An 18,563-nucleotide genomic window follows, 5' to 3' on the forward strand; every position below is an offset into this window, starting at 1 on the left:
GAGACGACGATAAGTAGGGATTGAAGTGGCCGCCGCAGACGCGCTCGCCAACGTACGCAATATCGGCATCATGGCGCACATCGATGCCGGTAAGACCACTACCACCGAGCGAATCCTGTTCTACACCGGCATCACGTACAAGATCGGCGAGGTCCACGAGGGCGCCGCCGTCATGGACTGGATGGAGCAGGAGCAGGAGCGCGGTATCACCATCACTTCCGCCGCCACGAAGTGCGAGTGGAAGGGCCACACGATCCAGATCATCGACACGCCCGGCCACGTCGACTTCACGGTCGAGGTGGAGCGGTCGCTGCGTGTTCTGGACGGTGCGGTCGCGGTGTACGACGGCGTGGCCGGTGTGGAGCCGCAGACGGAGAACGTCTGGCGGCAGGCGGACAAGTACAACGTCCCCCGCATGTGCTTCGTCAACAAGCTCGACCGGACCGGCGCCGACTTCTTCCGCTGCGTGCAGATGATGATCGACCGGCTCAACGCCACCCCGCTGGTGCTCCAGATCCCGATCGGCCTCGAGGGCGACCACATCGGCGTCGTCGACCTGATCGGCATGCGCGCCCTCACCTGGCGCGGGGAGACCCAGAAGGGTGAGGACTACGCGATCGAGGAGATCCCGGCCGAGCTGGCCGACTCCGCGGCCGAGTGGCGCGAGAAGCTGATGGAGACCCTCGCCGACGTCGACGACTCGGTGATGGAGAAGTACCTGGAGGGCGAGGAGATCTCCGCCGAGGAGATCAAGGCCGCCATCCGCCGGTCCACCATCGCCGGCAAGGCCAACCCGGTGCTCTGCGGTTCGGCGTTCAAGAACAAGGGCGTCCAGCCCATGCTCGACGCCGTCATCGACTTCCTGCCGTCGCCGCTGGACGTCCCGGCGATCGAGGGTACGGCCACCGACGGCGAGACGCCGATGCTGCGGAAGCCGTCCCCCTCCGAGCCGTTCTCCGGCCTGGCGTTCAAGATCCAGACCGACAAGCACCTCGGTAAGCTCACCTACGTCCGGGTCTACTCCGGCGTGGTCGAGTCCGGGTCCCAGGTGGTCAACTCCACCAAGGACCGCAAGGAGCGCATCGGCAAGATCTACCAGATGCACGCGAACAAGCGTGAGGAGCGCGGCTCCGCCAAGGCCGGCGACATCATCGCGGTCCAGGGTCTGAAGCAGACCACCACCGGTGACACCCTGTGCGACCCGGCGAACCCGGTCATCCTCGAGTCGATGACGTTCCCGGAGCCGGTCATCGAGGTGGCCATCGAGCCGAAGACCAAGGCCGACCAGGAGAAGCTCAGCACCGCCATCCAGCGGCTGGCCGAGGAGGACCCGACCTTCCGCGTCAAGCTGGACGACCAGACCGGTCAGACGGTCATCTCCGGCATGGGCGAGCTGCACCTGGACATCCTGGTCGACCGGATGCGCCGCGAGTTCAACGTCGAGGCGAACATCGGCAAGCCGCAGGTGGCGTACCGCGAGACCATCCGCCGCAAGGTGGACAAGGTCGAGTACACCCACAAGAAGCAGACCGGTGGTTCCGGCCAGTACGCCCGCGTGATCGTGAGCCTCGAGCCGCTGCCCCTGGGCAACGACTCGCCGACCTACGAGTTCGCGAACGCCGTCACCGGTGGCCGCATCCCGCGGGAGTTCATCCCGTCGGTGGACGCCGGCGCCCAGGACGCCATGCAGTACGGCATTCTCGCCGGCTTCCCGCTGGTGGGTCTCAAGCTGACGCTGCTGGACGGCCAGTACCACGAGGTCGACTCGTCCGAGATGGCGTTCAAGATCGCCGGTTCGATGGTGATGAAGGAGGCGGCCCGCAAGGCCGACCCCGCACTGCTCGAGCCGATGATGGCCGTTGAAGTCACCACTCCGGAGGAGAACATGGGTGACGTCATCGGCGACCTCAACTCCCGGCGGGGCATCATCCAGGCGATGGAGGAGCGCAGCGGCGCTCGCGTCGTCCGGGCTCTGGTGCCGTTGTCGGAGATGTTCGGCTACGTCGGCGACCTGCGGTCGAAGACCCAGGGCCGGGCTAGCTACAGCATGCAGTTCGACTCCTACGCCGAAGTGCCGCAGAGCGTGGCGAAGGAGATCATCGCCAAGGCGACGGGTGAGTGAGGCTCACCCTGCGCTGACCCGGTGATCCGGGGCCGGTCGCGGGAGGGATCTCCCGCCCGCGGCCACCTCGGTCGGGTTGTGTGAATCCGGGCCTGTAGGCTTCATCGCCGCAGAACCCACAAAGGCTATCCGGCCGTCAGGCCGGAAAGGCTGTCGACAGAGTCCTACGCGCCGACCGGCGCACCGGGGCGAACGAACCAAGAAAGTCCACCAGGAGGACACCAGTGGCGAAGGCGAAGTTCGAGCGGACTAAGCCGCACGTCAACATCGGCACCATTGGTCACATCGACCACGGTAAGACGACGCTGACGGCGGCCATCACGAAGGTCCTGCACGACCAGTACCCGGACCTGAACCCGTACACGCCGTTCGACGAGATCGACAAGGCGCCGGAGGAGAAGGCCCGCGGCATCACGATCTCGATCGCGCACGTCGAGTACCAGACCGAGGCGCGTCACTACGCGCACGTCGACTGCCCCGGTCACGCCGACTACATCAAGAACATGATCACCGGTGCCGCGCAGATGGACGGCGCGATCCTGGTGGTGGCGGCGACCGACGGCCCGATGCCGCAGACCCGCGAGCACGTGCTGCTGGCCCGTCAGGTCGGCGTGCCGTACATCGTCGTGGCGCTCAACAAGAGCGACATGGTCGACGACGAGGAGCTCCTGGAGCTCGTCGAGCTCGAGGTCCGCGAGCTGCTGTCGGCGCAGGAGTACCCGGGTGACGACCTGCCGGTCGTCCAGGTCTCCGCGCTGAAGGCGCTCGAGGGCGACCCGGTCTGGACCGAGAAGCTGCTCGAGCTGATGAGCGCGGTCGACACCGCGATCCCGCAGCCGGAGCGCGAGACCGAGAAGCCGTTCCTCATGCCCGTCGAGGACGTGTTCACGATCACCGGTCGTGGCACCGTCGTCACCGGTCGTGTCGAGCGTGGCGTGCTGCTCCCGAACGAGGACGTCGAGGTCGTCGGCATCCGCGAGAAGGGCTTCAAGACCAAGGTCACCGCGATCGAGATGTTCCGGAAGACCCTGGACGACGCCCGCGCAGGCGAGAACGTCGGTCTGCTGCTGCGTGGCACCAAGCGCGAGGACGTCGAGCGCGGCATGGTGGTCATCAAGCCGGGCAGCAACACCCCGCACACGGAGTTCGAGGCGACGGTCTACATCCTCTCCAAGGAGGAGGGTGGCCGGCACACCCCGTTCTTCCAGAACTACCGCCCGCAGTTCTACTTCCGCACCACGGACGTCACCGGCGTCGTCACGCTGCCCGAGGGCACCGAGATGGTCATGCCGGGCGACAACACCACGATGTCCGTGAAGCTCATCCAGCCCATCGCGATGGAGGACAACCTCAAGTTCGCGATCCGCGAGGGCGGTCGTACGGTTGGCGCGGGTCGCGTCACCAAGATCGTTAAGTGAGCTGGGTAACCCCGATTAGCGTCGCCGCCGGTCGTGCGGCATACTAGTCAGGTTGCGTAACGACGGTCGGTCACCTGCGTCCGGTTGAGGCTGGACCTCCGGGAGTCAGATCGTTTCGCGTGGGGTGGTTGATCGCCATCGGCGGTCAACCACCCTCGCGCGGCGTCCAGGTCGCGGTTATCGCGATCGGCGCCATGACCCACCGCGCGGTCAGAGAATCGCTCCGGAGCCTCGGGGCGGAGCCTGGTCCACGGGCGCGACACGCCCGACCGCGGGGGTCGGCGGAAGTGGGCCTGTACCAGCCGGTACAGGTGCCCGCAACACAGCGGCATCGAGAGAAGGAACAGAAGCCACCATGGCGGGACAGAAGATCCGCATCCGGCTCAAGGCCTATGACCACGAGGTCGTCGACTCCTCGGCTCGGAAGATCGTCGAGACGGTGACGCGTACCGGGGCGCAGGTCGCTGGCCCGGTGCCGCTGCCCACGGAGATCAACCGTTTCTGCGTCATCCGCTCGCCGCACAAGTACAAGGACTCGCGCGAGCACTTCGAGATGCGCACGCACAAGCGTCTGATCGACATCATCGACCCGACCCCGAAGACGGTCGACTCGCTCATGCGCCTCGACCTGCCGGCTGGCGTCGACATCGAGATCAAGCTGTAGGGATCGATCAAATGGACAGGCAAGTCAAGGGGATCCTGGGCGCCAAGCTCGGCATGACCCAGGTCTGGGACAACAACAAGGTCGTCCCCGTGACCGTGGTCGAGGCCGGCCCGTGCGTCGTGAGCCAGGTTCGTAGCGCCGACAAGGACGGCTACTCCGCCGTTCAGCTCGCCTACGGGGCCATCGACCCGCGCAAGGTCAAGAAGCCGGTCGCCGGGCACTACGCCAAGGCGGACGTCGCGCCGCGCCGGCACATCGTCGAGCTGCGCACCGCCGACGCCGCGGACTACGCGCCGGGCCAGGAGGTCACGGTCGGCGAGTTCCCGGTCGGCGCCGTGATCGACGTGACCGGCAAGACCAAGGGCAAGGGCTACGCCGGCCCGATGAAGCGGCACGGCTTCCACGGTCTGCGCGCCAGCCACGGTGTCGAGCGCAAGCACCGCTCGCCCGGCTCGATCGGCGCCTGCGCCACCCCGGGTCGCGTCTTCAAGGGCACCCGGATGGCGGGCCGGATGGGTGGCGTGCGCTACACCGTCCAGAACCTGACCGTCCAGGCGGTCGACACCGAGAACAACCTCCTGCTCGTCCGTGGCGCCATCCCGGGCCCGAAGGGCGCGCTCGTCCTGGTCCGCACCGCGGCCAAGGCGAAGGTGAAGAAGGGCGGTGTGGCCAAGTGACCACCGTTGACGTCCTCAACGTCGAAGGCGGCAAGAGCGGCTCCGTCGAGCTGCCGGCCGACATCTTCGACGTCCAGGCCAACGTCGCGCTGATGCACCAGGTCGTGGTGGCTCAGCTCGCGGCGGCCCGGCAGGGCACGCACAAGACCAAGACCCGCGGCGAGGTCTCCGGCGGTGGCCGGAAGCCGTACAAGCAGAAGGGCACCGGTCGGGCCCGTCAGGGCTCGACCCGCGCGCCGCAGTTCGCCGGCGGTGGCGTGGTCCACGGCCCGACGCCGCGCGACTACAGCCAGCGCACCCCGAAGAAGATGAAGGCCGCCGCCCTGCGTGGCGCCCTCTCCGACCGGGCCCGCGCCGGCCAGGTGCACGTCGTCGAGGCGTTCGTCTCGGGCGAGAAGCCGTCGACCAAGGCCGCCCTGGCCACGCTGACGAAGCTGACCTCCGCCCGGCGGGTGCTGGTCGTGCTGAGCAGCACCGACGAGCTGAACTGGGTGTCGCTGCGGAACCTGCGTAACACGCGGGACAGCCTGGTGCACCTGATCGAGGCCGGCCAGCTCAACACGTACGACGTGTTGGTGGCCGACGACGTGGTCTTCACCAAGGAGGCCCTGGACGAGTTCCTGGGTGTGCCCGCCGAGACCACCGAGGAGGATGGCAAGTGAGCACGATCGCCGATCCGCGTGACGTCATCGTCGCGCCGGTCGTCTCGGAGAAGAGCTACAGCGAGCTGAACCGGAACTGGTACACCTTCCTGGTGCACCCGGACGCGAACAAGACCGAGATCAAGATCGCTATCCAGCAGATCTTCAACGTCCGCGTCCTGACGGTCAACACGCTCAACCGCGAGGGCAAGCGCAAGCGGACCCGTACCGGGTTCGGCAAGCGCAAGGACACCAAGCGCGCGATGGTGAAGCTGGCTGACGGTGACCGTATCGAGGCCTTCGGCGGCCCGGTCAGCTGAGGGGTGTAGACAATGGCTATCCGTAAGTACAAGCCGACGACGCCGGGCCGGCGAGGTTCCAGCGTCGCCGACTTCGCCGAGATCACCCGGTCCACGCCGGAGAAGTCGCTGCTGGCTCCGCTGCCGAAGAAGGGCGGGCGTAACGCCCACGGCCGGATCACCACGCGGCACCACGGTGGCGGTCACAAGCGCCAGTACCGTCTGATCGACTTCAAGCGGGTCGACAAGGACGGCGTGCCGGCGAAGGTCGCCCACATCGAGTACGACCCGAACCGCACCGCGCGCATCGCGCTGCTGCACTACGCCGACGGCGAGAAGCGCTACATCCTCGCGCCGAAGGACCTGAAGCAGGGCGACCGCGTCGAGTCCGGTCCGGGCGCCGACATCAAGCCGGGCAACAACCTGCCGCTGCGCAACATCCCGGTCGGTACCACCATCCACAACGTGGAGCTGCGTCCGGGCGGCGGCGCCAAGCTGGCCCGCTCGGCCGGCGTCGGCATCCAGCTCCTCGGCCGCGAGGGCGCGTACGCGACCCTGCGTATGCCGTCCGGTGAGATCCGGCGGGTCGACGTGCGCTGCCGCGCCAGCGTCGGCGAGATCGGCAACGCCGACCAGTCGAACATCAACTGGGGCAAGGCCGGCCGCATGCGGTGGAAGGGCAAGCGCCCGACCGTCCGTGGTGTCGCCATGAACCCGGTCGACCACCCGCACGGTGGTGGTGAGGGTAAGACCTCCGGTGGTCGCCACCCGGTCAACCCGCAGGGTAAGCCCGAGGGCCGCACCCGTCGTAAGGGCCAGCCGAGCGACCGGCTGATCGTCCGCCGCCGCTACGCCACGCGTAAGCGCGGCTGAGGGAGATAAGACATGCCTCGCAGCCTGAAGAAGGGCCCGTTCGTCGACGACCACCTGCTCAAGAAGGTGGAGACGCAGAACGACAAGGGCTCGAAGAACGTGATCAAGACCTGGTCGCGGCGCTCGACGATCATCCCGGAGATGCTGGGACACACGATCGCCGTGCACGACGGACGCAAGCACGTCCCGGTCTTCGTGACCGAGGCCATGGTCGGGCACAAGCTCGGCGAGTTCGCGCTGACCCGCACGTTCAAGGGTCACGAGAAGGACGACCGGAAGAGCCGCCGGCGCTGACGCCGCGGGCATACGGATAGAGGAACAAGGGGTTACAGCGATGCCAGGAATGGGCGACGCTCCGGTGCTTCCGGGCGCGCGGGCGGTTGCGCGGCACGTGCGCATCTCGCCGATGAAGGCGCGCCGGGTGGTCAACCTCGTCCGCGGCCTGCCCGCGAAGGAGGCGCTCACGGTGCTGCAGTTCGCGCCGCAGGCTGCGAGCGAGCAGGTGTACAAGGTGCTCGCGAGCGCGATCGCCAACGCGGAGAACAACGAGCGGCTGGACCCCGACGCGCTGCTCGTCAGCGAGGCGTTCGTCGACGAGGGCCCGACGATGAAGCGGTTCCGGCCGCGGGCGCAGGGCCGGGCGTACCGGATCCGCAAGCGGACCTGCCACATCACGGTGGCGGTCGAGGCCGTGGCGCCGGCCGCGCCGAAGAAGTCGGCCAAGAAGGCCGCTCCGGCCAAGCAGGCCGAGCCGGCGCAGGCGCAGAGCACGACGGAGGGTGCCGAGTAATGGGTCAGAAGGTTCACCCCACTGGGTTCCGGCTCGGCATCTCGACCGACTGGAAGTCCCGCTGGTTCGCGGACAAGCTCTACAAGGACTACATCGGCGAGGACGTCAAGATCCGCCGGATGATGTCCAAGGGCCTCGAGCGTGCCGGCATCTCCAAGGTCGACATCGAGCGCACCCGCGACCGGGTCCGCGTCGACATCCACACCGCCCGGCCGGGCATCGTCATCGGCCGTAAGGGTGCGGAGGCCGACCGGATCCGCGGCGAGCTGGAGAAGCTCACCGGCAAGCAGGTCCAGCTGAACATCATCGAGGTGAAGAACCCCGAGTCGGACGCGCAGCTGGTCGCCCAGGGCGTCGCCGAGCAGCTGTCCAGCCGGGTCAGCTTCCGTCGGGCCATGCGCAAGGCGATGCAGTCCGCGATGAAGAACCCGGCCTGCAAGGGCATCCGGGTCCAGGTCTCGGGCCGTCTCGGCGGCGCCGAGATGAGCCGGACCGAGTTCTACCGCGAGGGTCGCGTCCCGCTGCACACGCTGCGGGCCAACATCGAGTACGGCTTCTTCGAGGCCCGTACCACCTTCGGCCGGGTCGGCGTGAAGGTCTGGATCTACAAGGGTGACGCCGTGCCGGGCCGCGAGGCCCCGGCCGAGGCCGCCCCGTCGCGCGGCCCGCGCCGCGACCGCGGCGACCGGCCGGACCGGCCGCGTCGTGGCCGGTCGGGCTCGTCGGGTACGACCGCCGGTGGCACCGAGGCCGGCCGGGCTGCCGCGACCACCATCGCGCAGCAGGCGGAGACGCCGGCCGGTGAGCCGGTCGACGCCGGAGCCGTGGCCGCGGTCGCGACCCAGCCGGCAGAAACGCAGCAGGAGGGCTGACAGATGCTGATGCCGCGCAAGCCCCCGAAGGGCTTCCGCAAGCCGCACCACCCGGACCGCAGTGGCGCGTCCAAGGGTGGTAACCGGGTGGTGTTCGGCGAGTTCGGGATCCAGGCTCTTGAGCCGGCGTACGTGACCAACCGTCAGATCGAGTCGGCACGTATCGCGATGACCCGCCACATCAAGCGTGGTGGCAAGGTCTGGATCACGATCTTCCCGGACCAGGCTCTCACCAAGAAGCCGGCCGAGACCCGGATGGGTTCCGGTAAGGGTTCGCCCGAGTGGTGGGTCGCCAACGTCAAGCCGGGGCGGGTCCTCTTCGAGATGTCCTTCCCCAACGAGCAGATCGCGCGAGAGGCGATGCGTCGCGCGATCCACAAGCTCCCGATGAAGTGCCGCATTGTTACGCGCGAAGTGGGTGAATCCTGATGGCAGCGGGCGTCAAGGCCTCCGAGCTGCGTGAGCACTCCGACGAGGAGCTGGTCACGAAGCTGCGCGAGGCGAAGGCGGAGCTGTTCAACCTCCGCGTGCAGGGCGCGACCGGGCAGCTGGACAACAACCGGCGGCTGCAGGTCATCCGTCGGGAGATCGCCCGGATCTACACGATCATGCGTGAGCGTGAGCTGGGTCTCTCGACCGCGCCGACTGAGGTGACTGCATCATGAGTGAGAACACGACCACCACCGCCGCCGCGCGGTCCCGCCGTAAGGTGCGCGAGGGCCTCGTGGTCAGCGACAAGATGGACAAGACCGTCGTGGTCGAGGTCGAGGACCGGGTCAAGCACGCGCTGTACGGCAAGATCATGCGTCGTACCCGCAAGCTGAAGGTGCACGACGAGCAGAACTCGGCCGGCACCGGCGACCGGGTCCTGATCATGGAGACCCGGCCGCTCTCCGCCACCAAGCGGTGGCGGCTCGTGGAGATCCTCGAGAAGGCCAAGTAGCGAAGGCTCGAGCTCGGCCGGGATCGGTCGGGCGCAGGTTCCGCCAGGCTCCGGCCGCCCCCGGCGGCCGGAGAACCGGCAGACATAGGAGATAGACGTGATTCAGCAGGAGTCGCGACTGCGCGTCGCCGACAACACGGGTGCCCGGGAGATCCTGTGCATCCGGGTTCTCGGTGGCTCCGGTCGGCGCTACGCGAGCATCGGCGACGTCATCGTGGCCACCGTCAAGGACGCGATCCCCGGTGCCGGTGTGAAGAAGGGCGACGTCGTCAAGGCTGTCGTCGTTCGGACCGCCAAGGAGAGGCGGCGGCCGGACGGGTCGTACATCCGCTTCGACGAGAACGCCGCCGTCATCATCAAGGACGGTGGGGACCCGCGCGGTACCCGCATCTTCGGCCCGGTGGGCCGCGAGCTGCGGGACAAGCGGTTCATGAAGATCATCTCTCTCGCGCCGGAGGTGTTGTGACCGTGAAGGTCAAGAAGGGCGACACGGTCGTCGTCATCGCCGGCAAGGACAAGGGTGCCAAGGGCAAGGTCATCGCGGCCTACCCGCGGCAGGACAAGGTCCTGGTCGAGGGCGTGAACCGGGTCAAGAAGCACACCCGCATCAGCACCACCCAGCGTGGCGCCAAGACCGGCGGCATCGTCACCCAGGAAGCCCCGATCCACGTCTCGAACGTGATGGTCGTGGACTCCGACGGCAAGCCGACCCGCGTCGGCTACCGCATCGACGACAACGGCCAGAAGGTCCGCATCGCGCGTAGCACCGGTAAGGACCTGTGATGACCACGGCTACCGAAACCAAGACCCTGCCGCGCCTCAAGGAGCGGTACCGCAACGAGATCGTGGCCGAGCTGCAGAAGCAGTACAGCTACGGCAACCCGATGCAGGTGCCGCGGATGGTCAAGATCGTCGTCAACATGGGTGTCGGCGAGGCCGCTCGCGACGCCAAGCTGATCGACGGCGCCGTCCGCGACCTGGCCACCATCACCGGTCAGAAGCCGCTCGTCCGGCGGGCCACCAAGTCCATCGCGCAGTTCAAGCTCCGCGAGGGCATGCCGATCGGCGCGAAGGTCACCCTCCGGGGCGACCGGATGTGGGAGTTCCTGGACCGGCTGCTCTCCATCGCGCTGCCGCGTATCCGTGACTTCCGCGGTCTGGACGGGCGCAAGCTCGACGGGCACGGCAACTACACGTTCGGTCTGACCGAGCAGTCGGTGTTCCACGAGATCGACCAGGACAAGATCGATCGCCAGCGGGGCATGGACATCACGGTGGTCACGACCGCCACGACCGACGACGAGGGCCGGGCGCTGCTCAAGCTCCTGGGCTTCCCGTTCAAGGAGAACTGAGATGGCCAAGAAGGCGCTGATCCTCAAGGCGGCCGCGAAGCCGAAGTTCTCGGTTCGCGCGTACACCCGCTGCCAGCGGTGCGGGCGTCCGAAGGCGGTCTACCGCAAGTTCGGTCTCTGCCGGGTGTGCATCCGGGAGATGGCCCACCGCGGTGAGCTGCCCGGCGTGTCCAAGGCTTCCTGGTAATAGCCCGGCGCGCTCCGGCGCGTCAGCTGAACTGTCTCTTCGCCGTAGGCCCCGGGCCTGGCCCGGGGAACCCCGGCGAGAAAGGTTGACGAGTTTTCATGACGATGACCGACCCGATCGCAGACATGCTCACGCGTCTGCGTAACGCCAACCAGGCGTACCACGACCGGGTGACGATGCCCTACTCGAAGATCAAGGCGAACATCGCCGAGATCCTCAAGTCCGAGGGTTACATCGCCACCTGGTCGGTCGACGACCCCGAGGAGGGTGCCGTCGGCAAGCGACTGGTCGTCGAGCTGAAGTACGGCCAGAACCGCGAGCGGAGCCTGGCCGGCATCAAGCGCGTGTCCAAGCCCGGTCTCCGGGTGTACGCCAAGTCGGACGGGCTCCCGCGGGTGCTCGGCGGGCTGGGTGTGGCGATCATTTCGACGTCCCAGGGGCTGCTCACCGACCGGCAGGCCCGCAAGCGGAGCGTTGGCGGGGAAGTCCTCGCCTTCGTCTGGTAACGGGAGACAGGTAGAAATGTCGCGTATTGGACGTAAGTCGATCCCGGTGCCATCCGGCGTCGACATCACGATCGACGGCCAGACCGTCAAGGTCAAGGGCCCCAAGGGCGAGCTGAGCCACGTGCTGGCCGAGCCGATCACGGCGGAGCGCAGCGAGAACGGCGAGCTGCACGTCAACCGGCCCAACGACGAGCGCAAGGCCAAGGAGCTGCACGGCCTGAGCCGTACGCTGGTGGCCAACATGATCGTCGGGGTGACCGAGGGCTACCGCAAGAGCCTGGAGATCGCCGGCACCGGTTACCGCGTCACCGCCAAGGGCAAGGACCTGGAGTTCGCGCTCGGGTTCTCGCACCCGGTCGTGGTGCAGGCGCCGGACGGCATCACCTTCACGGTCGAGCGGCCGACGCTGTTCCACGTGGCCGGCATCGACAAGCAGCAGGTCGGCGAGGTCGCCGCCAACATCCGGAAGATCCGCCCGCCGGAGCCCTACAAGGGCAAGGGCGTGAAGTACCAGGGCGAGGTCATCCGCCGTAAGGCTGGAAAGGCAGGTAAGAAGTGAGCGCCACGCTGCTCAAGCGCCGCCGCGGCGTTGCCGCCAAGCGTGCCGTCGGGCGTGCGCGTCGGCACTTCCGGGTTCGCAAGAACGTCAACGGCACCGCCGAGCGTCCCCGCCTCGTCGTCACCCGTTCCCTGCGGCACATCATCGCCCAGGTCGTCGACGACACCAAGGGTCACACCCTGGCGTCGGCCTCGACCATGGACGCCTCGCTGCGCGGCACCGAGGGCGACAAGAGCGCCCTGGCCGGCAAGGTCGGCGCGCTGCTCGCCGAGCGGGCCAAGGCCGCCGGCGTCTCGAAGGTCGTCTTCGACCGCGGTGGCAACCGGTACGCGGGGCGGGTCGCCGCGCTTGCCAAGGCCGCCCGCGAAGCCGGGCTCGAGTTCTAGAAACCCCGTCACGAGAGATAAGGAAGGCTGCTGATGCCAGGTCAACAGCGCCGTGGCGGCGGGTCCGGTGGCAACGAGGGTGGTCGCCGCGACAACCGCCGTGAGGGCGGTCGCGGAAACGCGCCCGTCGAGAAGACCCCGCACCTCGAGCGGGTCGTCGCGATCAACCGCGTCGCCAAGGTCGTGAAGGGTGGTCGTCGCTTCAGCTTCACCGCCCTGGTGATCGTGGGCGACGGCGACGGCACCGTCGGCGTGGGCTACGGAAAGGCCAAGGAGGTGCCCGCGGCGATCGCCAAGGGCGTCGAGGAGGCCAAGAAGCACTTCTTCAAGGTGCCGCGGATCGGTCAGTCGATCCCGCACCCGGTCACGGGCGAGGACGCCGCCGGTGTGGTGCTGCTCAAGCCGGCCTCCGCCGGTACGGGTGTCATCGCCGGTGGCCCGGTGCGTGCCGTGCTGGAGTGCGCGGGCATCCACGACGTGCTCTCCAAGAGCCTCGGATCGTCCAACCCGATCAACATCGTGCACGCCACCGTGGCGGCCCTGAAGGGGCTCGAGTCCCCCGAGCAGGTCGCGGCGCGTCGTGGCCTGCCGGTGGAGGACGTCGCGCCGGCCGCCATGCTGGCGTCGCGTGCGGGGGTGGCGTCCTGATGGCACGTCTGAAGGTCACCCAGGTCCGGTCCGAGATCGGGACCAAGCAGAACCAGCGTGACTCGCTGCGTTCGCTCGGTCTCAAGCGGATCAACGACGTGGTGGTCAAGGAGGACCGGCCGGAGATCCGCGGCATGATCTTCACGGTCAACCACCTCGTGAAGGTCGAGGAGGTCGAGTAATGACGATCAAGGTGCACCACCTGCGTCCCGCTCCGGGGGCCAAGACCGACAAGACCCGTGTGGGTCGCGGTGAGGGCTCGAAGGGCAAGACCGCCGGACGCGGTACCAAGGGCTCGAAGGCCCGCAAGAACATCTCGGCGGCGTTCGAGGGTGGGCAGATGCCGATCCACATGCGCCTGCCGAAGATGAAGGGCTTCAAGAACAAGTTCAAGGTCGTGTTCCAGGTGGTCAACCTGGACCGGCTCGCGGAGCTCTTCCCGAACGGCGGCCAGGTCGGCCCGGTCGAGCTGGTCGAGGCCGGCGCGGTCCGCAAGGGCCACCCGGTCAAGGTGCTCGGCACCGGCGACCTCGGCGGCGTGTCCCTCCAGGTGTCGGCGCACGCGTTCAGCGCGTCGGCCAAGGAGAAGATCACCGCGGCCGGCGGCTCGGTCACCGAGCTGTAAGGCAGTTTCGTGGCGCCCGCTCAGTTGTTCGCGACTGGGCGGGCGTCATGGTCTACCGGTCGCGTGTGCGCCGGGTAACATCGGATTCGTTTTATGTAGCCGGGCACATCTGCCCGGACCGGGATCGGGCTGTTAGAGTCCGTTGCCAGCCATGGATACCGGGCACTCCGCCCGGCACCCACCCCGCCCCGCCAGGATCGTCACCGGCGGCCCGCGTCGCGCAGGAGGAAGAAGTTGCTGTCCGCCTTTCTCAGTGCGTTCCGTACGCCTGACCTGCGCAAGAAGCTGCTGTTCACAGTAGGCATCATCGCGGTCTACCGGTTGGGCGCCACGCTGCCCAGCCCGGGCGTCTCGTACGGCAACGTGCAGAAGTGCCTCGACACCATCCAGGGCAGCACGGGTGTGCTCAACCTGCTGGATCTCTTCTCCGGCGGCGCGCTGCTCCAGCTCTCGGTCTTCGCGCTGGGCATCATGCCCTACATCACCGCGTCGATCATCCTGCAGCTGCTGACGGTGGTGATCCCGCGCCTGGAGCAGCTCCGCAAGGAGGGCCAGGCCGGTCAGGCGAAGATCACCCAGTACACCCGCTACCTGACGCTGGGCCTGGGCATCCTCCAGTCCTCGGCGTTCGTGGCGCTGGCCCGCTCCGGGCAGCTGTTCAACAACCAGTGCGACCAGTTCCCGATCGTGCCCAAGGGCACCGGCATCCCGGACTGGCTGACGCTCACCGTCCTGGTGATGACGATGACCGCCGGCACCGGCGTGGTGATGTGGCTCGGCGAGCTGATCACCGACCGGGGCGTCGGCAACGGCATGTCGGTGCTGATCTTCACCTCGATCGCGGCCCGGCTCCCCAGCGAGGGCTGGAAGATCAAGACCACCAAGGGCTGGGGGATGTTCCTCCTCGTCATCGCCCTGGTGCTGCTGGTCATCACCGCGGTCACGTTCATCGAGCAGGCGCAGCGCCGCATCCCGGTGCAGTACGCGAAGCGCATGATCGGCCGGCGGATGTACGGCGGCACCTCCACCTACATCCCGCTCAAGGTGAACCAGGCCGGCGTCATCCCGGTCATCTTCGCCTCGTCGCTGCTCTACCTGCCGACGCTCGCGCTCCAGTTCTTCGACCAGAACGACCCGGGCAAGGTCCAGGCCTGGATCCAGAACCACATCGTGAAGGCGAGCGCGCCGGAGCACATCGCGATCTACTTCCTGCTGATCATCTTCTTCACGTACTTCTACGTGTCGATCACGTTCAACCCGACCGAGGTCGCGGACAACATGAAGAAGTACGGCGGCTTCGTGCCGGGCATCCGCCCCGGCAAGCCGACCGCCGAGTACCTCGACTTCATCCTCAGCCGGATCACCCTGCCGGGCGCGCTCTACCTCGGCATCGTCGCGATCCTGCCGAACTTCTTCTTCATCTGGCTGGACAACCAGCAGTTCCAGAACTTCCCGTTCGGCGGCACCGCTGTGCTCATCATGGTCGGCGTCGGTCTGGAGACCGTGAAGCAGATCGAGAGCCAACTCATGCAGCGGAACTACGAAGGGTTCCTGCGGTAGATGCGACTCGTTCTGGTTGGCCCGCCGGGCGCGGGCAAGGGCACACAGGCGGAGTTCATCGCCGCGCACCTCTCGGTGCCGAAGATCTCGACCGGTGACATCTTCCGGGCCAACGTCACCCAGGGCACGCCGCTGGGCGTCGAGGCGAAGCGGTACATGGACGCCGGCAAGCTGGTCCCGGACGACGTCACCATCAACATGGTCCGGGACCGGCTCGCCGAGCCGGACGCCGGCGAGGGCTTCCTGCTCGACGGCTTCCCGCGTACCACGCCGCAGGCCGCCGAGCTGGACAAGCTCCTCGCCGACCTGGGCACGATGCTGGACCTGGTGTTGGAGCTGGTCGTCGACGACGACGAGGTGATCCGGCGGCTCTCCGGCCGGCGCACCTGCCGGGGCTGCGGCAAGATCTGGCACGTCGAGTTCGACGCGACCACCCGGGACGGCATCTGCGACCGCTGCGGCGCGGAGCTGTTCCAGCGCGACGACGACAAGCCGGAGACCATCGCCGCCCGGCTCCGGGAATACTCCGAGAAGACCGCGCCGCTCGTCGACTACTACGGCGCCCAGGGCAAGCTGGTGGGCATCGACGCGACCGGGCCGGTGGAGGACGTCACCGTCCGCGCCATCGACGCGCTGCGGTCGTACGGCGGCTGACCTCCCACCGCCGCCCGGCGGATAGATGACGAACAGCGGGGTACGCGCGACGTGCCCCGCTGTTCGGTGTAACGAAAGGTGACGCCGTCATGCGCCGTCCCCAGCTGGACATCCAGCTGAAGACCCCCGAGCAGATCGAGCTGATGCGGGCCGCCGGTCTGGTGGTCGCCCGCGCCCTGGCCCGGATGCGGGAGGCGGTCGCGCCCGGTGTGTCCACCGCCGATCTCGACGCGATCGCCGAGGCGACCATCCGGGAGGCCGGCGCGGTCCCGTCGTTCAAGGGTTACCACGGCTTCCCGGCGTCGATCTGCTCCTCGGTCAACGAGCAGGTGGTGCACGCCATCCCGTCGCCGGAGCAGGTGCTCCGCGAGGGCGACCTGATCTCCATCGACTGCGGGGCGGTGCTCGACGGCTGGCACGGCGACGCGGCCATCACGGTGGCCGTGGGGGAGGTCGATCCGGCCCTGCTGCGGATGGCCGAGGTCGCCGAGGACGCCATGTGGGCCGGGATCGCCGCCGCGGCCCGGGGCGCGGCCTCCGGCAAGGGCCGGCTGACCGACATCTCGCACGCGGTGGAGACCGCGGTCCGCAAGGGCGGCCGGTACGGCATCGTCGACGGCTACGGCGGCCACGGCATCGGCACGGAGATGCACCAGGACCCGCACGTGCTCAACCACGGTCGCCCCGGCAAGGGGCCGCGGCTGGTGCCCGGCCTGGCGCTCGCCATCGAGCCGATGATCACGGCGGGCTCCCCGCGTACCGTCGAGTTGGCCGACGGCTGGACCGTGGTGACGCGGGACCGCTCGATGGCGGTGCACGTGGAGCACTCGATGGCGCTGCTGGCGGACGGGGTGTGGGTGCTCACCGCCTCCGACGGCGGCCGGGCCCGCCTCGGCGAGCTGGTCACCTCCCGCCAGCCGGCGAACTCCCCGGCCCGCTGACCCGCCCGCCCACGTCATGCCCACGCCATGCCCGTGCCGTGTCTGGGTCCGTGCCGTGCCCGCGCCTGCGGCGTGCGCGGACCGCGCCGCCGATTGAGGCATCTACTTTTCGGCGATATACCTCCTGGTCATAAATATGACTCGTAGGCATATCGCCCCGGAGTTGCCGGTCCGCTGGCCGCCTCACCCTCCCACCGCTGTGTGGCTGGTCACAGCGGGGCCGGAAATCCGCCGTTCGAGGGATCTGACGGCCGGCCGGTTTGGCGACGGCGTGCAGGCGGGCGTACACTTTCAGATCGGCGCACAGCGTCCACTCCGCCATGCCCACCCTGCGCTTCGGTGGGAGTCGGAGCCGCGGCTGGCGCGGGTTTACTGATCTTGGTCAGTTCACCCGTGTAAGACGTTGTGGGCCGTCCGGAGCAACCGACGTCAGGACAGCGGAGTACATGCCGAAAAAAGACGGAGCCATCGAGATCGAGGGTCGGGTCATCGAGCCCCTGCCGAACGCCATGTTCCGGGTGGAGCTCGCGAACGGCCACAAGGTGCTGGCTCACATCAGCGGCAAGATGCGGCAGCACTACATCCGCATCCTGCCGGAGGACCGGGTCGTCGTCGAACTCTCGCCGTACGACCTGACCCGCGGGCGCATCGTCTACCGCTACAAGTAAGCCTGACGACGGCCGGGAAGTCCCCGTATCCGTCTTCGACGTCCGGGTCGCGATCCGTCGCGTTCCGGGCCAGATGGGAAGTAAGGCAACCGTGAAGGTCAAGCCGAGCGTCAAGAGGATCTGCAACAAGTGCCGGGTGATCCGTCGGCACGGCCGGGTCATGGTCATCTGTAGCGACCCGCGTCACAAGCAGCGCCAGGGCTGACGCCCCACACGTCACCAGCTCGTCCCAGCCGCGGACGGTGCGCCTCACGCGTACCCCTCGTGGTTGACCCCCGGTCGGAGGCCGGGGCCCGCTCGGGCAGCGGGGTGGGACGGGTCCACACCTCCGCCACAAAACATGAGGAGTACGCCCGCACATGGCACGTCTAGTCGGCGTGGATCTCCCCCGCGAGAAGCGGATGGAGATCGCGCTCACCTACATCTTCGGGGTCGGCCGTACCCGCGCCCTGGAGACGCTCGCCGCGACCGGCATCTCGCCGGACAAGCGCGTTCGGGACCTCACGGACGAGGAGCTCGTCGAGCTCCGGAACCACATCGAGGGCAACTACAAGGTTGAAGGCGACCTGCGCCGCGAGGTCGCCGCTGACATCCGCCGCAAGGTCGAGATCGGCTGTTACGCCGGCATCCGGCACCGTCGCGGTCTGCCCGTGCGCGGTCAGCGCACCAAGACCAACGCGCGGACCCGGAAGGGCCCGAAGCGGACCGTGGCCGGCAAGAAGAAGCCCGGCAAGAAGTAACTAGGAGCGCACAGACTTATGCCACCGAAGGCTCGTGCCGGAGCCGCCGTCAAGAAGGTCCGGCGCAAGGAACGCAAGAACGTCGCCCACGGGCAGGCGCACATCAAGAGCACCTTCAACAACACCATCGTGTCCATCACGGACCCGACCGGTGCGGTCATCTCCTGGGCCTCCTCCGGCCAGGTGGGCTTCAAGGGCTCCCGCAAGTCGACCCCGTTCGCCGCGCAGCTGGCCGCCGAGGCCGCCGCGCGTCGGGCCATGGAGCACGGCATGCGCAAGGTCGACGTGTTCGTCAAGGGCCCCGGCTCCGGCCGGGAGACCGCCATCCGTTCGCTGCAGGCCGCCGGTCTCGAGGTCGGGCAGATTTCCGACGTCACGCCGCAGCCGCACAACGGGTGCCGTCCGCCGAAGCGTCGCCGGGTCTGAGAGGTTAGAGAG

The 18,563-nt window shown here is 68.0% G+C and carries 30 protein-coding genes; all 30 read left to right on the top strand.

Annotated features, from left to right (window positions below; translation table 11 throughout):
* The first annotated feature begins 25 nt into the window (after window positions 1-25).
* The 30 genes from fusA to rpsK all read left to right on the top strand — a co-directional run bounded on the left by fusA (window position 26) and on the right by rpsK (window position 18,551).
* A complete protein-coding gene (fusA, locus tag VKK44_RS01565) occupies window positions 26-2,122 on the top strand; it encodes an elongation factor G (protein WP_343445058.1) in 2,097 nt (698 codons plus the stop codon).
* A gap of 224 nt (window positions 2,123-2,346) precedes the next feature.
* The gene (tuf, locus tag VKK44_RS01570) at window positions 2,347-3,540 is read left to right on the top strand and encodes an elongation factor Tu (RefSeq protein ID WP_089155259.1); all 1,194 of its coding nucleotides are present in this window, start codon (window positions 2,347-2,349) and stop codon (window positions 3,538-3,540) included.
* A 355-nt stretch (window positions 3,541-3,895) separates the two neighbouring features.
* Entirely contained in the window at window positions 3,896-4,204 is a 309-nt protein-coding gene (gene rpsJ, locus VKK44_RS01575; protein ID WP_007073037.1) for a 30S ribosomal protein S10, read from the top strand.
* An 11-nt stretch (window positions 4,205-4,215) separates the two neighbouring features.
* Window positions 4,216-4,881, top strand: a complete 666-nt coding sequence (gene rplC, locus VKK44_RS01580; RefSeq protein WP_091065776.1) for a 50S ribosomal protein L3 — start codon at window positions 4,216-4,218, stop codon at window positions 4,879-4,881.
* The gene (rplD, locus tag VKK44_RS01585) at window positions 4,878-5,543 is read left to right on the top strand and encodes a 50S ribosomal protein L4 (protein ID WP_343445060.1); all 666 of its coding nucleotides are present in this window, start codon (window positions 4,878-4,880) and stop codon (window positions 5,541-5,543) included. The genes rplC and rplD overlap by 4 nt, the downstream gene beginning before the upstream one ends.
* Window positions 5,540-5,842, top strand: coding sequence for a 50S ribosomal protein L23 (rplW, locus tag VKK44_RS01590; RefSeq protein ID WP_013288632.1), 303 nt, complete (start codon window positions 5,540-5,542; stop codon window positions 5,840-5,842). Before rplD ends, rplW begins: the two co-directional genes overlap by 4 nt.
* A 12-nt stretch (window positions 5,843-5,854) precedes the next feature.
* Entirely contained in the window at window positions 5,855-6,694 is an 840-nt protein-coding gene (rplB, locus tag VKK44_RS01595) for a 50S ribosomal protein L2 (RefSeq protein ID WP_091065788.1), read from the top strand.
* A gap of 12 nt (window positions 6,695-6,706) precedes the next feature.
* Window positions 6,707-6,988, top strand: coding sequence for a 30S ribosomal protein S19 (rpsS, locus tag VKK44_RS01600; RefSeq protein ID WP_007073032.1), 282 nt, complete (start codon window positions 6,707-6,709; stop codon window positions 6,986-6,988).
* 40 nt (window positions 6,989-7,028) lie between these two features.
* Complete coding sequence (gene rplV, locus VKK44_RS01605; protein ID WP_343445061.1) at window positions 7,029-7,484, top strand: 50S ribosomal protein L22; 456 nt, start codon at window positions 7,029-7,031, stop codon at window positions 7,482-7,484.
* A complete protein-coding gene (gene rpsC / locus VKK44_RS01610) occupies window positions 7,484-8,356 on the top strand; it encodes a 30S ribosomal protein S3 (RefSeq protein ID WP_343445063.1) in 873 nt (290 codons plus the stop codon). Before rplV ends, rpsC begins: the two co-directional genes overlap by 1 nt.
* Before the next feature lie 3 nt (window positions 8,357-8,359).
* Window positions 8,360-8,785, top strand: coding sequence for a 50S ribosomal protein L16 (gene rplP / locus VKK44_RS01615; RefSeq protein WP_007465292.1), 426 nt, complete (start codon window positions 8,360-8,362; stop codon window positions 8,783-8,785).
* Window positions 8,785-9,021 carry a 50S ribosomal protein L29 gene (rpmC, locus tag VKK44_RS01620; RefSeq protein ID WP_343445064.1) on the top strand — a complete coding sequence of 79 codons (237 nt, stop codon included), beginning with the start codon at window positions 8,785-8,787 and terminating at the stop codon, window positions 9,019-9,021. The genes rplP and rpmC overlap by 1 nt, the downstream gene beginning before the upstream one ends.
* The gene (rpsQ, locus tag VKK44_RS01625) at window positions 9,018-9,299 is read left to right on the top strand and encodes a 30S ribosomal protein S17 (RefSeq protein ID WP_343445065.1); all 282 of its coding nucleotides are present in this window, start codon (window positions 9,018-9,020) and stop codon (window positions 9,297-9,299) included. Before rpmC ends, rpsQ begins: the two co-directional genes overlap by 4 nt.
* Window positions 9,300-9,396: 97 nt before the next feature.
* The gene (rplN, locus tag VKK44_RS01630) at window positions 9,397-9,765 is read left to right on the top strand and encodes a 50S ribosomal protein L14 (protein ID WP_007465279.1); all 369 of its coding nucleotides are present in this window, start codon (window positions 9,397-9,399) and stop codon (window positions 9,763-9,765) included.
* Window positions 9,762-10,082 carry a 50S ribosomal protein L24 gene (gene rplX / locus VKK44_RS01635; protein WP_018217055.1) on the top strand — a complete coding sequence of 107 codons (321 nt, stop codon included), beginning with the start codon at window positions 9,762-9,764 and terminating at the stop codon, window positions 10,080-10,082. The genes rplN and rplX overlap by 4 nt, the downstream gene beginning before the upstream one ends.
* On the top strand, window positions 10,082-10,651 hold the full coding sequence (rplE, locus tag VKK44_RS01640; protein WP_343445066.1) for a 50S ribosomal protein L5: 570 nt from the start codon (window positions 10,082-10,084) through the stop codon (window positions 10,649-10,651). Before rplX ends, rplE begins: the two co-directional genes overlap by 1 nt.
* Window position 10,652: 1 nt before the next feature.
* Window positions 10,653-10,838 (top strand): type Z 30S ribosomal protein S14, encoded by a 186-nt coding sequence (locus tag VKK44_RS01645; RefSeq protein ID WP_007073023.1) that lies wholly within the window; start codon window positions 10,653-10,655, stop codon window positions 10,836-10,838.
* Window positions 10,839-10,936: 98 nt separating this feature from the next.
* Window positions 10,937-11,344, top strand: a complete 408-nt coding sequence (rpsH, locus tag VKK44_RS01650; protein WP_343445067.1) for a 30S ribosomal protein S8 — start codon at window positions 10,937-10,939, stop codon at window positions 11,342-11,344.
* A 16-nt stretch (window positions 11,345-11,360) separates the two neighbouring features.
* Window positions 11,361-11,903, top strand: coding sequence for a 50S ribosomal protein L6 (gene rplF, locus VKK44_RS01655; protein ID WP_343445068.1), 543 nt, complete (start codon window positions 11,361-11,363; stop codon window positions 11,901-11,903).
* The gene (rplR, locus tag VKK44_RS01660) at window positions 11,900-12,289 is read left to right on the top strand and encodes a 50S ribosomal protein L18 (protein ID WP_343445069.1); all 390 of its coding nucleotides are present in this window, start codon (window positions 11,900-11,902) and stop codon (window positions 12,287-12,289) included. The genes rplF and rplR overlap by 4 nt, the downstream gene beginning before the upstream one ends.
* A gap of 33 nt (window positions 12,290-12,322) precedes the next feature.
* Window positions 12,323-12,937 carry a 30S ribosomal protein S5 gene (gene rpsE, locus VKK44_RS01665; RefSeq protein ID WP_013288621.1) on the top strand — a complete coding sequence of 205 codons (615 nt, stop codon included), beginning with the start codon at window positions 12,323-12,325 and terminating at the stop codon, window positions 12,935-12,937.
* Window positions 12,937-13,119, top strand: a complete 183-nt coding sequence (rpmD, locus tag VKK44_RS01670; protein ID WP_012015110.1) for a 50S ribosomal protein L30 — start codon at window positions 12,937-12,939, stop codon at window positions 13,117-13,119. Before rpsE ends, rpmD begins: the two co-directional genes overlap by 1 nt.
* Window positions 13,119-13,562, top strand: coding sequence for a 50S ribosomal protein L15 (rplO, locus tag VKK44_RS01675; RefSeq protein ID WP_013288620.1), 444 nt, complete (start codon window positions 13,119-13,121; stop codon window positions 13,560-13,562). Before rpmD ends, rplO begins: the two co-directional genes overlap by 1 nt.
* Before the next feature lie 234 nt (window positions 13,563-13,796).
* A complete protein-coding gene (secY, locus tag VKK44_RS01680; protein WP_343445071.1) occupies window positions 13,797-15,122 on the top strand; it encodes a preprotein translocase subunit SecY in 1,326 nt (441 codons plus the stop codon).
* A complete protein-coding gene (locus VKK44_RS01685) occupies window positions 15,123-15,776 on the top strand; it encodes an adenylate kinase (RefSeq protein WP_281938097.1) in 654 nt (217 codons plus the stop codon).
* 89 nt (window positions 15,777-15,865) lie between these two features.
* Complete coding sequence (gene map / locus VKK44_RS01690) at window positions 15,866-16,717, top strand: type I methionyl aminopeptidase (RefSeq protein ID WP_343445073.1); 852 nt, start codon at window positions 15,866-15,868, stop codon at window positions 16,715-16,717.
* A 446-nt stretch (window positions 16,718-17,163) separates the two neighbouring features.
* On the top strand, window positions 17,164-17,385 hold the full coding sequence (gene infA, locus VKK44_RS01695) for a translation initiation factor IF-1 (protein ID WP_007073013.1): 222 nt from the start codon (window positions 17,164-17,166) through the stop codon (window positions 17,383-17,385).
* Between the two features lie 91 nt (window positions 17,386-17,476).
* Window positions 17,477-17,590, top strand: coding sequence for a 50S ribosomal protein L36 (rpmJ, locus tag VKK44_RS01700; protein WP_043965539.1), 114 nt, complete (start codon window positions 17,477-17,479; stop codon window positions 17,588-17,590).
* 154 nt (window positions 17,591-17,744) lie between these two features.
* Window positions 17,745-18,125, top strand: coding sequence for a 30S ribosomal protein S13 (gene rpsM / locus VKK44_RS01705; RefSeq protein ID WP_013288614.1), 381 nt, complete (start codon window positions 17,745-17,747; stop codon window positions 18,123-18,125).
* 18 nt (window positions 18,126-18,143) lie between these two features.
* Window positions 18,144-18,551: a 30S ribosomal protein S11 gene (gene rpsK / locus VKK44_RS01710; protein WP_014440747.1), complete on the top strand. Its 408-nt coding sequence runs from the start codon at window positions 18,144-18,146 to the stop codon at window positions 18,549-18,551.
* Window positions 18,552-18,563 lie beyond the last annotated feature (12 nt).

Source organism: Micromonospora sp. DSM 45708, from assembly GCF_039566955.1.
Lineage (GTDB): Bacteria > Actinomycetota > Actinomycetes > Mycobacteriales > Micromonosporaceae > Micromonospora.